The organism is Microcoleus sp. B13-B6 (genome assembly GCF_036705405.1).
GTDB lineage: Bacteria > Cyanobacteriota > Cyanobacteriia > Cyanobacteriales > Microcoleaceae > Microcoleus.
The window spans coordinates 28,821-42,263 of record NZ_JAUBUJ010000079.1 but is presented as its reverse complement, the minus strand read 5'-3'; the positions used below and the strand labels follow the sequence as shown (position 1 = coordinate 42,263).

Annotated in this window: 10 protein-coding genes; 8 read left to right on the top strand and 2 right to left on the bottom strand. The window is 44.0% G+C overall.

Features of this window, described 5'->3' with window-relative positions:
• The 7 genes from QUB35_RS27775 to QUB35_RS27745 form a co-directional block, all read left to right on the top strand.
• A partial coding sequence (locus tag QUB35_RS27775; protein WP_333144853.1) for a PAS domain S-box protein occupies nucleotides 1-2,550 on the top strand: 2,550 nt, incomplete at its 5' end.
• Nucleotides 2,547-3,902, top strand: a complete 1,356-nt coding sequence (locus QUB35_RS27770) for a response regulator (protein ID WP_333144852.1) — start codon at nucleotides 2,547-2,549, stop codon at nucleotides 3,900-3,902. The genes QUB35_RS27775 and QUB35_RS27770, both read left to right, overlap by 4 nt.
• A gap of 308 nt (nucleotides 3,903-4,210) precedes the next feature.
• Entirely contained in the window at nucleotides 4,211-5,224 is a 1,014-nt protein-coding gene (locus QUB35_RS27765; protein ID WP_333144851.1) for a poly(ethylene terephthalate) hydrolase family protein, read from the top strand.
• 437 nt (nucleotides 5,225-5,661) lie between these two features.
• Nucleotides 5,662-7,233 carry an NAD(P)H-quinone oxidoreductase subunit N gene (locus tag QUB35_RS27760; protein WP_333144855.1) on the top strand — a complete coding sequence of 524 codons (1,572 nt, stop codon included), beginning with the start codon at nucleotides 5,662-5,664 and terminating at the stop codon, nucleotides 7,231-7,233.
• A 264-nt stretch (nucleotides 7,234-7,497) separates the two neighbouring features.
• Nucleotides 7,498-8,103: a Uma2 family endonuclease gene (locus tag QUB35_RS27755; RefSeq protein ID WP_333144850.1), complete on the top strand. Its 606-nt coding sequence runs from the start codon at nucleotides 7,498-7,500 to the stop codon at nucleotides 8,101-8,103.
• 140 nt (nucleotides 8,104-8,243) lie between these two features.
• Nucleotides 8,244-9,863 carry a cyclic peptide export ABC transporter gene (locus QUB35_RS27750; RefSeq protein ID WP_333144849.1) on the top strand — a complete coding sequence of 540 codons (1,620 nt, stop codon included), beginning with the start codon at nucleotides 8,244-8,246 and terminating at the stop codon, nucleotides 9,861-9,863.
• Complete coding sequence (locus tag QUB35_RS27745; protein ID WP_333104348.1) at nucleotides 9,844-10,272, top strand: GNAT family N-acetyltransferase; 429 nt, start codon at nucleotides 9,844-9,846, stop codon at nucleotides 10,270-10,272. The genes QUB35_RS27750 and QUB35_RS27745 overlap by 20 nt, the downstream gene beginning before the upstream one ends.
• Nucleotides 10,273-10,335: 63 nt before the next feature.
• Here the strand turns inward: QUB35_RS27745 and QUB35_RS27740 are convergent, their stop codons facing one another.
• Nucleotides 10,336-10,692: a Spx/MgsR family RNA polymerase-binding regulatory protein gene (locus QUB35_RS27740; protein WP_333144848.1), complete on the bottom strand. Its 357-nt coding sequence runs from the start codon at nucleotides 10,690-10,692 to the stop codon at nucleotides 10,336-10,338.
• Nucleotides 10,693-10,847: 155 nt separating this feature from the next.
• Complete coding sequence (locus QUB35_RS27735) at nucleotides 10,848-11,291, bottom strand: DUF4332 domain-containing protein (RefSeq protein ID WP_333144847.1); 444 nt, start codon at nucleotides 11,289-11,291, stop codon at nucleotides 10,848-10,850.
• Between the two features lie 396 nt (nucleotides 11,292-11,687).
• Here QUB35_RS27735 and QUB35_RS27730 point away from each other — a divergent pair, with 396 nt between their 5' ends.
• Entirely contained in the window at nucleotides 11,688-13,076 is a 1,389-nt protein-coding gene (locus QUB35_RS27730; protein WP_333144846.1) for an aminopeptidase P family protein, read from the top strand.
• The last annotated feature ends 367 nt before the right edge of the window (nucleotides 13,077-13,443 follow it).

The window sequence follows — 13,443 nt, the reverse complement described above, 5'->3', positions numbered from 1 at the left end:
TTAAATAATGCGGCCCAAGAGGGACAATTTACCCGCGATCCTTATATTGCAGCCACTCAACCGAAGTCTATTCTTTGTACTCCTCTGCTGCACCAAGGTAAGCTGACTGGCATTCTTTATTTGGAAAATAACCTGACTGAAGGGGCTTTTACTACCGATCGCCTAGAATTGTTAAAACTTTTATCTGCCCAAATTGCTATTTCCATTGAGAATGCTCAACTTTACGATCAATTAGGGGAATACTCGCGAACGCTGGAACGTAAGGTTATAGAAAGAACGCAAGAATTGCAACAGGAAATCGCTGTTAGGATGCAGACAGAAAGAGCCTTGGGCAAGTCTGAGGAAAAGTTTTCTAAAGCCTTTCGTTCCAGTCCTAACCCGATCGCGATCGCCCGGTTTGCAGATGGACGCTACATCGAAGTGAACGACAGTTTCCTCAGCACTTTTAGTTACTCTCGCGAACAGGTAATTGGTTTTACAGCAAGTGAGTTGAATTTTTGGGTTAATTTAGAAGAATGTGACAGATACAAACAGCTATTGCAAGAATCAGGAGTGCTTCGCAATCAGGAATTCGATTGCCGTACTTCCGCAGGCGAGGTGAGGAAGATGCTGGTATCAGCAGATATTATTGAGCTGGGTGGAGAAGCGTGTATTCTCTTAGTCACTAACGACATTACCGATCGTCAAAGGGTAGAAGAAGCGCTCAAAGAAAGCGAGGCTAAATACCGTGACTTAGTTGAAACATCGCAGGATATGATTTGGTCAGTTGATGCTGAAGGGCGTTATACCTTCGTCAACGCTGCCGTCCAACAGATTTTTGGCTACTGCCCTGAAGAAATGATAGGGCGAAAATTCACTGATTTCAAACCACCTCAACAACTTCCCAAAGATCACGAGATATTCCAACGTATGCTGAACGGAGAGTCCGTCTTTCAGTATGAAACTATACACTTAGCTAAAGACAGCAGACCTATCAATCTCCGGCTTAATTCAATTGTAGTGCGGGATTCCGAGGGAAATATTCTAGGAATAACTGGCACAGCAAGCGATATTACGGAAAGTAAAAAAGCAGAGGCAGCCTTACAACAAGCCAAAGAAGTAGCAGATGCGGCTAACAAGGCTAAAAGCGAATTTTTATCAAAAATGAGTCACGAATTGCGAACTCCCCTCAATGCAATTCTCGGCTTTACCCAAGTGTTAGCCCGCGACTCATCCCTTTCTCACATACAGCAGGGACAGATTGGCATCATTAGTCGTTCTGGCGAGCATTTGCTGACGCTGATTAATGACGTGCTGGAAATGTCTAAAATCGAGGCAGGTCGGATTACCTTAAATCCTACTAGCTTTGACCTGTATCATTTGCTCCATTCTCTCGAAGAAATGCTCAAACTCAAAGCTGATTCTAAAGGTTTACAGCTCAGTTGGCACATCAGTTCTAACATTCCTCAGTATGTAAAAACTGACGAAAGTAAATTGCGTCAAGTTTTGATTAATCTGCTAGGAAATGCGATAAAGTTTACTACAAAGGGAAGTGTAACGCTTCGGGTTGCAGCAATTAGTGCGAAACAAAAGTCCCCCATAGACAACGAACCACGGACTCTTACGTTTGAAGTGGAAGACACTGGTTACGGCATTGCTCCTACTGAGCTAGATTCTCTATTTAAGGCTTTTGTGCAAACTGACGCAGGTCGGAAATCTCAAGAAGGAACAGGCTTGGGTTTACCCATCAGCAGACAATTCGTACAACTGATGGGAGGAGACATTACCGTCAGCAGTACCTTGAATCGAGGAACAACTTTTAGTTTTGATATCCAAATTAGCTCCCCTGATATGGCTGAAATTCAACCTCGACAATCAAGAAGGCGGGTAATTGGTTTAGAACCCAACCAACCCTCGTATCGCATCTTGGTGGTTGATGATAAATGGGAGAGCCGTTTGCTATTGGTTAATGTTCTCGAACCGCTTGGCTTGGAGGTACGCGAAGCAGTAAATGGTCAAGAAGCTATTACAATCTGGGAAACTTGGAAACCCCACCTAATTTGGATGGATATGCAAATGCCTGTGATAGATGGGTATGAGGCCACCAGACAAATTAAAGCCAAGATTCAAGATGAGGCTACCTCGATTGTTGCGTTGACCGCTAGCGCTTTTGAGGAGGAGCGAGCCATTGTTTTATCATCAGGCTGTGACGATTTTGTGAGCAAGCCTTTCCAAGAAGAAGTTATTTTTGCCAAAATGGCTGAACATTTAGGGGTACAGTATATCTATGAAGATTTACCGAACTTTACATTATCTCAGCTTGAGGGTCAAGACTTGAGTGTAAAAGAAGGGGAAAAAACTGAAAATTTAAGGACAACTTTGGGGACAATGCCTGCGGAGTGGGTGATACAGTTACATCAAGCAGCTATCGATGCTGATGCAGAGCTGATTTTAAGTTTGGTCGCCGCAATTCCTGAATCTAATACTTCTTTTGCGGAGGCTATCGCTGATTGGGCTAACAACTTTCGTTTTGATAAAATTACTAACTTAACTGAAGAAAATATTCCATGAACAGCCAGCAATTAGAATCTCATGTTGCAAATCTTTTAGTGGTGGACGATACCCCAGACAACCTGCGTCTTTTATCCACTATGTTGAGCGACAAAGGATATAAAGTTCGGGGCGTAATAAACGGGGAAATGGCATTAAAAGCAGCACGTTCAACCCCACCAGATTTAATTTTGCTCGACATCACGATGCCCCAGATGAATGGCTACGAAGTTTGCCAACATTTAAAAGCGGATGGCAGAACTTCGGGTATTCCAGTTATTTTCTTGAGCGCCCTAGATCAAGTGTTGGATAAAGTCACAGCCTTTGCTGTTGGAGGAGTAGATTACATCACCAAGCCATTTCATTTAGAAGAAGTTTTAGCTCGTGTCGAAAATCAACTAACTCTTCAGCGTTTGCAAAAAAAATTGCACGAGCAAAATGCGCGATTGCAGGAGTCAGAGGCTAAAGAGCGAGAGAAAGCCCAAGAACTAGAGCTGGCTCTACAACAGTTACAAAATGCACAAGCTCAACTCATCCAAAGCGAGAAAATGTCAAGTTTGGGGAATGTTGTAGCAGGAGTAGCTCACGAAATTAACAATCCGATTAGCTTCATTAAAGGGAACCTCTCGCCCGTAAGGGAGTACACTGAAGATTTGCTGAGGCTGGTGCAACTCTACGCAGAAGATTTCCCCAATCCCACAGCAGCTATCCAGGAACAACTGGAGGCAATCGATTTCACTTTTCTCAGGAATGACTTGCCGAAGCTAATTGCTTCTATGAGCATAGGAGCTGACCGAATCGGAGAAATAGTGCACTCGCTACGGAATTTTTCCCGCCTCGATGAAGCTGAGTTGAAAGCGGTAGATATCCATGAAGGGCTTGAAAGTACGCTGATGATTTTGCAGCATCGGCTGAAAGATGAAGCAGACCAAACGATAATTAAAGTGGTAAAAGAGTATGAGGATCTGCCAAAGATAGAATGCTACGCAGGGCAAATTAATCAGGTTTTTATGAATGTTCTGACTAATGCGATTGAGGCGTTGCAATCCCAAAAATGTTTGGCAAATGATGTAGATGATACCAGCCCAATCCCTACTATTACTATTTGCACGAAATTACTCTCCGACTTTCAAGTGGGTATTTATATTACTGATAATGGGCCCGGCATAACCGAAGATATTCAACAACGCATATTTGAGCCATTTTTTACAACGAAGAAAGTGGGTCAAGGAAAGGGGTTGGGGTTATCGATTAGCTATACTATTGTAGTGGACAACCACGGGGGGCAACTCCGTTGTTTTTCGATACCGGATCAAGGGGCGACATTAGCCGTCGAAATTCCGATTTACCACTCTAAAAAAGGTTTTTTTTAAAGCAGATTTGGTCGGGGTATAATCCACGCTAAAATAAAAGTAGTCAAAAAGGGTCTAAAATCGTGAATCGTGTTTATTTAGGAGTCATATCATGCCCGATCGATTAACCATAATATCCCGGTCGGGGCGGGTTTTTGAGATTGTCAATTATTGGCAGGTATTGTGGGTGAACCCGCCCCTACAAAAATTGCGGTCGAGGGGACATGATATCATTATGATTTGCAATCTTTACACAAATTTCCCTTAATGGCAAGTCGCCAAATTGCTTTTTTTTAGTAGCTTATGCACGCACTCTCAAACCCAAAATAATGATGAATTTAAACCCCGATCTTTTTTCCGTAAAAACCCTAGCAATTGTTTGTGCAATTGCTGCGTTGGTTGTCCTTGGGGGCAAAGTCCTTGCCACAACAATCGATTATGCACCGCCATTTAAAGAAACTAGCTTTTACAGTACGACTATATCTGCTAATAACGATTTAGCTGATATTTATTATCCTAAACCATCCGATCTTAATTCGGGTAATTACTCTTTCCCCATTGTACTGTTATTGCAAGGTGCGCTTGTAGATAAATCATTTTATTCAGATTACGCTAGCCATGTGGCGCGGTACGGCTTTGTGGTAGTTGTTCCGAATCATTTGCGCCCTTCGCCCTTCAATCCCACTTCACCGCCTAATTTGGCGTCGGAAACTTCGCAAATTGCGGCGGTTTTGTCTCAAATGGCGATCGAAAACACAAAGCCCACATCTCCGATCGCGTCTGTTATCGATACGCAGCGCCTTGGTTTATTGGGTCATTCTTTTGGTGGTGCAGTGGGGTTATCCGTTATTGCTAACAAATGTCTCCCAGAATTGTATTTGTGTCAAGAGCCATTTACGCGCCCGAAAGAACTATTAGCGGGTGCATTTTTTGGAGCTAACCTGCGGAATCCCATTGCTAATGAATTTGTACCCATCGCTAATGATGGCATTGCAGTGGCGTTGATTCAAGGATCTATCGATGGTGTCGCCCTGCCCGATCGAGCTCAAAGCACCTTTGACCAAATTCAAACACCACCCAAAGCTTTGATTACTGTTATGGGTGCAAATCACTTCGGCATTACCAATGTTAATAACCCCGCTGGTGCGATGCCCGATCGCAATACTGCTACCTTAGAGCGAGCCGTGGGTATTGAAACGATCGCCCGTTGGAGCGCCCTGTTTTTGCGGGCAAATATGCTTAAAGATCGATCGGCATTTGATTATATTTACTCTCAAGGTGACGCCCTCGATCCGAATGTCCGTGTTACCACCGTTGCAGTTCCCAAACCATCTTCTAAGTAGCTCCACCTAAAAAAACGTAAGATAGATTAAAGTTAATAGATAGTGTGCCTACATTTTTATTATTGGGCATCACTTATCTGACAGACGGCGAGCACTATATTGTGTTAACCATCTATGTACAGTAATTCTATATCGATAACGGTTGAGTAAAGTCCAAACGATCGAACCCATCTGATTGTGGTAGTTCTCTTAGGACATGATATTCCTCTAAATTCTTCAGTCTGCGGAGGCAGACATTGTTTGTATAGACGCGGTTTCAACCGCCGACTCCCCGCCGACTCCCCGCCGACTCCCCGCCGACTCTCCGGCAACAAACACCCGCCCAAGTGGGATCGCGAAGCTGTAATCCGCTACAATCTGTGTTTGGTAAAGAATTTTTACAAGTTCACAGCCCATTACAGCCTTTGCGGCTTGTACTACCCAACCTGCCTGAAAATATGGATTTTGCTACTCTTGCTGCCCAGCTAAATGCTGGAACTATCTTGCCAGAGGGAATTGTCATCATCACCCTCTTGGTGGTTCTCGTCGGCGATTTAATCGTAGGCCGCAGTTCCTCGGGTTGGACTCCCTACGTTGCCGTTGCGGGTTTGCTGGCCGCCGTCGCTGCCTTGTGTTTGCAGTGGGATAACACGGATACCATCTCGTTTCTGGGCGGTTTTAACAGCGATGCCTTGAGTTTAGTGTTTCGCGGAATTATCGCTTTGAGTACGGCTGTCACTATTTTGATATCCGTCCGCTATGTACTGCAAACGGGTACCGCTTTAGCGGAATTTATCGGCATTTTGCTGACCGCTACTTTGGGGGGAATGTTCCTCAGCGGCGCTGATGAATTGGTGATGATTTTTATTTCGTTGGAAACTCTGAGTATCTCGTCTTATTTGCTGACGGGTTACACAAAACGCGACCCGCGTTCCAATGAAGCTGCTTTGAAATATTTGTTAATTGGGTCGTCTTCTTCGGCGGTGTTTCTCTACGGGCTGTCGCTGCTGTACGGCTTGTCTGGTGGCGAAACTAAGCTGAGTGCGATCGCGGCTAACCTTTCTACGGTGAATGAAGGTCAATCTCTCGGTTTGGTGATTGCTTTGGTTTTTGCGATCGCCGGAATCGCCTTCAAAATCTCTGCAGTTCCCTTTCACCAGTGGACTCCTGACGTTTACGAAGGTTCTCCTACACCCGTTGTTGCCTTTCTTTCTGTCGGTTCCAAAGCAGCAGGTTTTGCCCTAGCAATCCGCTTGTTAACAACTGCTTTCCCCGCACTTATCGAACAGTGGCAGTTCGTGTTCACGGCCTTAGCCATTCTCAGCATGGTGTTGGGAAATGTGGTTGCCCTCGCCCAGACTAGCATGAAGCGGCTTTTGGCTTATTCGTCGATCGCCCAAGCCGGTTTTGTAATGCTGGGTTTGATTGCAGGAACAGAAGCCGGTTACTCCAGCATGATATTTTATATGTTGGTTTACCTGTTTATGAACTTGGGTGCTTTCGCCTGCATCATCCTGTTCTCGCTGCGGACGGGAACCGACCAAATTAGCGAATACTCAGGTTTGTACCAAAAAGATCCGCTGTTAACTTTAGCCTTAAGTATTTGCCTGCTTTCTCTCGGTGGAATTCCGCCCCTGGCTGGATTTTTCGGCAAAATCTATCTGTTCTGGGCGGGCTGGCAAGCAGGACTTTACGGCTTAGTTATTCTGGGATTAATTACCAGCGTAGTTTCGATTTACTACTACATCCGTGTTGTCAAGATGATGGTTGTAAAAGAACCTCAAGAAATGTCAGACGCGGTGAAAAATTATCCCGAAATTCGCTGGAACCTTCAGGGAATGCGCCCTTTGCAAGTCAGCGTTGTACTCACTTTGGTGGCGACAACATTGGCGGGAATTTTGTCGAATCCTTTGTTTAATTTGGCTAATGATGCTATTACCAAAACTCCCATGTTGCAGTCGGCATTGAGTCATGTGCAACCTGTTGTGGCTGCTAAAATTGACTCGAATTTGGTGTCTCGCGGGGATTAATTTTTCCTGGTTTTGAAATAGTAGAAAACGCCTGACTCTTTGCAGTTGGGCGTTTCTTTTTTGTTGTGATATACTGTTATAGCCTTTCGAGCTCTCATATGAGGTACTCATGGGCATAGGGCATAGGCCTCCGTGGGCATAGGCCTCCGTGGGCATAGGGCCTACCTCACCACGCTTGAGAACCGCTATAATTATGATTTTTAACCGCAGATGTAGGCAGATTAACGCAGATTAACGCAGATAAAAGTTAGTACAGAGGCAACAATGTTAGTACAAAGTAAGGCAAAGTTTTATAGTCCAGATGAGTACCGGGAGTTAGAGGAAACTGCTGAGTTTAGAAATGAATACCGCGATGGAGAAATTGTAAAAATGACGGGTGGTAGTATTAATCACAGCCAGATCATCGGTAATATTTATGCGTTCTTAAAATCTGCTTTGCGGGGAAAGAATGCCAGACCATTTATGAGCGATTTGCGGTTGTGGATTCCTCGGTATCGACGCGGGACTTATCCAGATGTGATGGTAGTTGAAGGAGAATTAGTTTGCACAGAGGGACGGAAAGATGAAATACTCAATCCTGTGCTGATTGTGGAAGTGCTTTCTAAGTCTACCAAGGATTTTGATCGAGAGGATAAGTTTCGGTTTTATCGATCTATCCCTGAATTCCGTGAATATGTGTTAGTCAATCAATCTGAGTTTTTAGTCGCACAATATATTAAAACCGAATCAAATGAATGGTTGTTTCGGGAATATGAGGGAGAATCAGCAATAGTTTCCTTCGCTTCAGTGGAAGTGCAAATGTCGATGCTCGATATTTATGAGCTGGTTGTATTTGAAACCCAGGAAACGGAAGTACAAGAAGAAAATTAATGCTATTGGGGGATGCGAATATCAAGAGACTCGACTGCTGAATCAAATTTATTCAGTAGTAATCGAGATTGTTACCAAGAAGTCGGGGATTTCGTTGGTTTGCACGTGAGTTTCCAAATTTAAATTAAGAGTAAAATTAGATGAATGTAATTTGGTTACTGTTAAAGGCTTCTTGGTTAAATGTTTCCATTGCCATACTCACAGGCTTAATCAGCGGCGGTTGCAGCGCTATGTTAATTTCCCTAATTAATCGTGCAATCAGCGACAATTCCAATGGGAATTTAGTCTGGTATTTTGCGGGATTAGCAATCTTGGCTCTTTTGAGTGGCTTTGTATCCCAATTTTTGTTAATCTACCTTTCTCAAGAAGCTGTTTACAATCTGCGGCTGAGTTTGAGCCGTGGCATTTTGTCTACTCCTTTGCGGAATTTGGAAGAGTTGGGTGCTAACCGCTTGCTGGCAACTCTCACGGATGATGTGGGAACGCTTTCTAATACTATATTTTTGATTCCTTTTCTCTGTGTTGATATCGCTGTTGTCGTGGGCTGCTTAACTTATTTAAGCACGATTTCGGGTACGGTTTTTGTTGTTGTATTTAGTTTTCTGGTGCTGATGATTGGCACGGTGCAGTTGTTGCTCAGCAAAATGCGGAAATTCTTCGATTTAGCCAGAGAAGAACAAGATATATTATTTAAGCATTTTCGCAGTATTACTGATGGAATTAAGGAACTTAAACTGCATTCCTTGCGCCGCCAAGAGTTTTTTACGGAAGAATTGCAGGTGAGTGCTGATGCTTCCCGCGATTATAACGTGACTGCTTTGAATACTGGTGCAGTTGCGATTGGAGTGGGTCAGTTGCTATTTTTTATGCTGATGGGTTTGCTGCTGTTTGCTTTGCCGAAATTTGTGCCGGTTTCAACTCCGGTTTTGTCAGCTTACATTCTGACAAGTACCTATTTGATGTCTCCGTTTAACAATATTTTGCAAAGGTTGCCGGCGATTTTTCGTGCTAATACTTCTGTCGAAAAGATAGAGAGGATGGGATTGGCCTTGGCAAGTCAAGCTGAGATAAATTCAGCGGTTAAACCGTTTCAAACTGCTGAGTGGGAGACGCTGGAGTTAAATCGAATAATTCACAGCTATCCGGGAGAAAAAGAAGACAGCAATTTTAGTTTGGGCGAGCTGAATTTGAAGTTTCATCCGGGTCAATTGGTGTTTATAATTGGCGGTAACGGCAGCGGTAAGTCTACTTTAGCTAAGTTAATCACTGGTTTGTACATTCCTGAATCGGGAGAAATTCTCCTAGATGGTCAGCCAATTACTGATGAGAATCGTGAGTGCTACAGGCAGAATTTTTCGGCAATTTTTTCGGATTTCTATCTGTTTGAAAGGCTTTTGGGGATGACTAATCACGATTTGGACAAGCAGGCTGCTGAATATTTGCGAGAGTTTCATTTGGACAATAAAGTTCAGGTGAAAGATGGAGTTTTGTCAACTACGGCTTTGTCTCAGGGACAGCGAAAGCGGCTGGCTTTGCTGACGGCGTATTTGGAAGATAGACCGATTTATTTGTTTGATGAATGGGCTTCGGATCAAGATCCGTTTTTCCGCGATATTTTTTACAAGCAGTTGCTACCAGAGTTGAAGCGGCGGGGGAAAACGGTGTTTGTGATTAGTCACGACGATCGCTATTTTGATATTGCCGATCGCGCAATTAAACTAGATTACGGTAAAGTAGAGTATGACCGCTCAAATGGATAAGTACCGAATTGTCGAAACTTTGACCGAAAGCCAGGTTTCCGACTTGATGGATTTGTACAAAAACGAGTTTTGGAGTGACAAGCGGACGCGGGAGGATGTTGTGAAAATGCTGGCGGCGACTGATGTTATCATTGGTTTTGTCGATGAGAGCGATCGGCTAATTGCTTTTACTCGCGTTATCACCGATTTTGTGTACAGAGCAACAATTTGTGATGTCATCGTCAACCCAACGCACCGCAAGATGGGACTAGGTGTGAAGTTGATGGATGCAGTTGTAAATCATCCTAAATTGCAAGCTGTTGAAACATTAGGACTTCACTGTTTGCCGAAGATGATACCATTTTATGAACGGTGGGGCTTCAGTGATGATGTGGGCGAGAGGAAATTTATGAAACGAAAAAAGTCCTGAGATTAGTAATTTTCTTTCATCTGCATTTATTCGTAGCCGTAAGGTGCGCCCATAAGGGCCCTTCTAAATTCCCAACTTTTCTCGCATCACATCTGGTGTCTCTCTAAAGCCTACTAAAACAGCCGTTCCATCTTTAACAAACATAGGACGTTTCAGCAGCATCGCATCCTTAGCAAAAGCCTCTACCCACTGTTCGCTAGTCCAATTATTCTTGTCGTCGCCCAAAGCGCGGTAGGATTGACCTGAAGTATTTCGCATGGGTTGAAAACCCAAAGCAGCTACCCAGCTTTGGATTGTTTCGCGAGTCGGCGGCTGTTCTTTTGTGTCAATGAACTCGTAATTAACATCGCTATCTTTGAGCCACTGGAAAGCTTTTTTGCAGGTTCCGCAGTTCGGGATTCCGTAAACTTGAATTGACATAATAATGAGTGTTGACTGTTGACTGTTGACTGTTGACTGTTGACTGTTGACTAATAACAACTGACTAATGACTGTTGACTGTTGACTGTTGACTGTTGGCTAATAACAACTAACAAATGACAACTGACAACTAACAACTGACAACTGACAACTGACTAATGACTACTGACTAATCTAGCTTGTTGAACCCATTTTTGCACGCGATCGACTGAAGGAGTTAAGTCATTGCGCTGCATTGTCGCTACGTGCAGCCTTAAAATTTGTTGGTGCAATCTCTCGACGGGCATTTGAGCCAATTGAGCCGGCGAAGCAACGCCGGCGTGAAGTAACAGCCCGCAATACTGACACCCTACACTTGGAATTCGAGCCAAATTTGCCATCGCTACCCATTTATTAACATATTGAATGTTAATCTGTAATTGATTGGCTAGCAACACTTTCGCCGCCTGCGTTTTCGTCAGGCGAATTAGTTGTCCGGTTGTGGTGATGCTGCACTCTTCCAGTTGAGATTGGTTTTCCTTGCTCAATCCCGGTAAATGTGCTATCGGCCAGTCGCTTACTTGCACAGAAGTTTGAGGAGCTTTATGAGAAATTTTCATGTTTTTTCTGTTAATTTTACTTATACTTTAAAGTCTCATATATCAAACAGTCAATAGAGGATCTCGCTCACGTCACCCAATCAACAAAAACCAGACCCAGGAATTTGACTAATTGCGGGGGTTGTGACCTTTCTGCTAATTGCCTGCGGAGTAGCCGTTTCAGCCTGTTTTTACTGACTGGGGATCGGGCTTACAGCTTAACCCAATCATCCGGGTGATGACGACCAAGACTATAAAAAAGACAGCCTATAAATGCTAGCAAAAAAGAAGTGACCGATGAGAATTTTCTCAAAAATGCCTGCCAAGTTGGCAGTCAGAATTTTAGTGCTTTAATGCTGAGAATGCAAAAACTTGTGGCTGACTGCAAACCCAACTCTAAATTATAGGTTTTTACCCATGACAATTACACAAGGTGATGATTTGTTAACTAATACTCTACACCTACGGCGGCAAAAACTGGCTAGTTTAATTAATTTTCCGGTAATTTTATGGTCGGGGCGCAGCATTCCTCGCAATTATCCGGCACTTACTTATCCCTTTCGTGCCAGCAGTCACTTTCTATATTTTGCTGGTTTGCCCTTAGAAAATGCTGCCATTCGCTTAGAATCGGGCAAATTAGAATTGTTCTTAGATGACGCACCTGCTAGCAGCACTCTTTGGCACGGAGAAATGCCGAAAAGAGCAGAAATTGCCGAACTAATTGGGGCTGATGCTGCTTTTCCAATGACGGAATTGAAAGCGCGCTCAACAAATGCAGCAACTATCGCAATTCAGGATTCTTGGACTCAGTTGCAACAGTCTCAAATTCTAGATCGCCCTCTGGCACCGCCCAACTCGCCAACCGGAATCGACCTAGAATTAACCAAGGCCATCATATCTCTGCGCCTGAGCCACGATGCAGCCACTTTGGCCGAATTGCGTCAAGCTGCAGCTGTCACTGTAGAAGCTCACAAAGCGGGAATGGCGGCAACCCGAAATGCTCAAATTGAAGCAGGGGTGCGCGCTGCAATGGAAAGTGTCATCATCTCCAAAAATATGACCTATGCCTATCCTAGTATCGTGACGGTGCATGGAGAAGTGCTGCACAGCGAACATTATCACAATCCCCTACAAACAGGAGATTTGCTGTTAGCAGATGTCGGTGCGGAAACATCAACGGGATGGGCGGCTGATGTGACTCGCACTTGGCCGGTTTCTGGCAAGTTTTCTCCGACTCAAAGAGCGATTTATGATGTAGTTTTGGCAGCACACGATGCTTGTATTGATAAAGTTAGTGCGGGGGTGGAATATCGAGACATTCACCTGTTAGCTGCTCGGATTATGGCGGAAGGATTAGTTGATTTAGGTATTTTGCGGGGCAATGTTGAAGATTTGGTAGAAATGGATGCTCACGCGCTGTTTTTTGTACATGGAATCGGACATTTAATTGGTTTAGATGTTCACGATATGGAAGATTTAGGAGATTTGGCTGGCTATGAAGAAGGAAGAACGAGAAGCAGTCGGTTTGGGTTGGGATTTTTGCGGTTGAATCGAGTTTTGCGTCCGGGAATGCTGGTATCGATCGAACCGGGATTTTATCAAGTTCCGGCCATCTTAAATAACCCAGAAAACCGCGCTAAATATGAAGATTTTGTTAAGTGGGAGGAGTTGGAAAAATTCGCCGATGTGCGGGGGATACGCATAGAAGATGATATACTTGTCATCGATGAGGGTAGAGAAGTATTGACAGGCAAATTGCCCACAAAAGCTCCGGAGATTGAGGAGTTAGTTGCGGTAAATACGTAAGTAGAGCCGAGTTCGATCGCACCATTGGTGTCAACTTAACGTCAAACCCAGTTAGAGACTGATGTTTGACTATTAAGGCTAGATCACCCTGGCGCCCCCCTTAATAAGGGGGGGACAGGAGTCTTCTCAAAGTCAACCCCTACTCCCCAACAATCAGGGGGATTTAGGGGGATCTAGACTTTACCTAAAAGCGACATTGATCAGGGGTTTCAGGCTTAAGTTGACACCAATGATATCGCACATACGCAGTTCCATCAGGGGTGAAAAAAAATAAATAAAGATGAATAAAGGTTGGCCAACAAGTCTTTTGATATTAGTTAAAAAAGTGGTCTCGCAAGTCAGAAAATTCGCTGCACTAATACTTCCA

Coding starts and splice junctions, on each gene's coding strand:
- QUB35_RS27770 (WP_333144852.1), top strand. CDS start 2,547: ATGAACAGCCAGCAATTAGAATCTCATGTTGCAAATCTTTTAGTGGTG.
- QUB35_RS27765 (WP_333144851.1), top strand. CDS start 4,211: ATGATGAATTTAAACCCCGATCTTTTTTCCGTAAAAACCCTAGCAATT.
- QUB35_RS27760 (WP_333144855.1), top strand. CDS start 5,662: ATGGATTTTGCTACTCTTGCTGCCCAGCTAAATGCTGGAACTATCTTG.
- QUB35_RS27755 (WP_333144850.1), top strand. CDS start 7,498: ATGTTAGTACAAAGTAAGGCAAAGTTTTATAGTCCAGATGAGTACCGG.
- QUB35_RS27750 (WP_333144849.1), top strand. CDS start 8,244: ATGAATGTAATTTGGTTACTGTTAAAGGCTTCTTGGTTAAATGTTTCC.
- QUB35_RS27745 (WP_333104348.1), top strand. CDS start 9,844: ATGACCGCTCAAATGGATAAGTACCGAATTGTCGAAACTTTGACCGAA.
- QUB35_RS27740 (WP_333144848.1), bottom strand. CDS start 10,692: ATGTCAATTCAAGTTTACGGAATCCCGAACTGCGGAACCTGCAAAAAA.
- QUB35_RS27735 (WP_333144847.1), bottom strand. CDS start 11,291: ATGAAAATTTCTCATAAAGCTCCTCAAACTTCTGTGCAAGTAAGCGAC.
- QUB35_RS27730 (WP_333144846.1), top strand. CDS start 11,688: ATGACAATTACACAAGGTGATGATTTGTTAACTAATACTCTACACCTA.